Annotated in this window: 1 pseudogene; it reads right to left on the minus strand. The window is 73.7% G+C overall.

Annotation, left to right across the window (positions count from 1 at the left end):
• A pseudogene (locus AC1DBX_RS20670) lies at positions 1-475 on the minus strand (HNH endonuclease); the annotation flags it as partial.

Below are 475 nucleotides of genomic sequence, written 5' to 3' on the forward strand. Positions count from 1 at the left end.
CCCCGCTCCCGGGGTGGGTGTAGAGCCGCCGGAGCCAGAGGTTGAACGCGGGGTCATCGCCGCTCCCTCCGGTGCCACCCGGTCCAGGGCGACCACTGTGCCCCGGACCGCCGGACTGGCCGTCACCGTTTCTGTCCGTGTTTCTGTCCCTGTTTGTGGCCGCGCCGCCCGGTCCGGGGGGACGGCCGCCGTCACCTCTGTGTGCACCCCTTGTGCCGTTGATGAGGGTGCGGGCCCAGCCGGCGGGGACGGTCCCGTAGCCGGGCAGGACGGCCGGTTCGGAGTCTCCCTGGAACAGGGTGCGGTCGGTGATGACGAGCTGGATCTCGACGCCGGTGATCCCGCCGGGGGTGCCGGTGGTGCGTTCGACCAGGGCATCGGCCATGAGCTGCCCGCGGCCCCTCGGGTCCCCGGCGGCGCGGAGGGTGTCGGCGTGCCCGGTGAGGGCCTTGTAGACGGCGACGCCGGCGGTCAC

It is taken from the genome of Arthrobacter sp. 10N44_2, assembly GCF_056394385.1.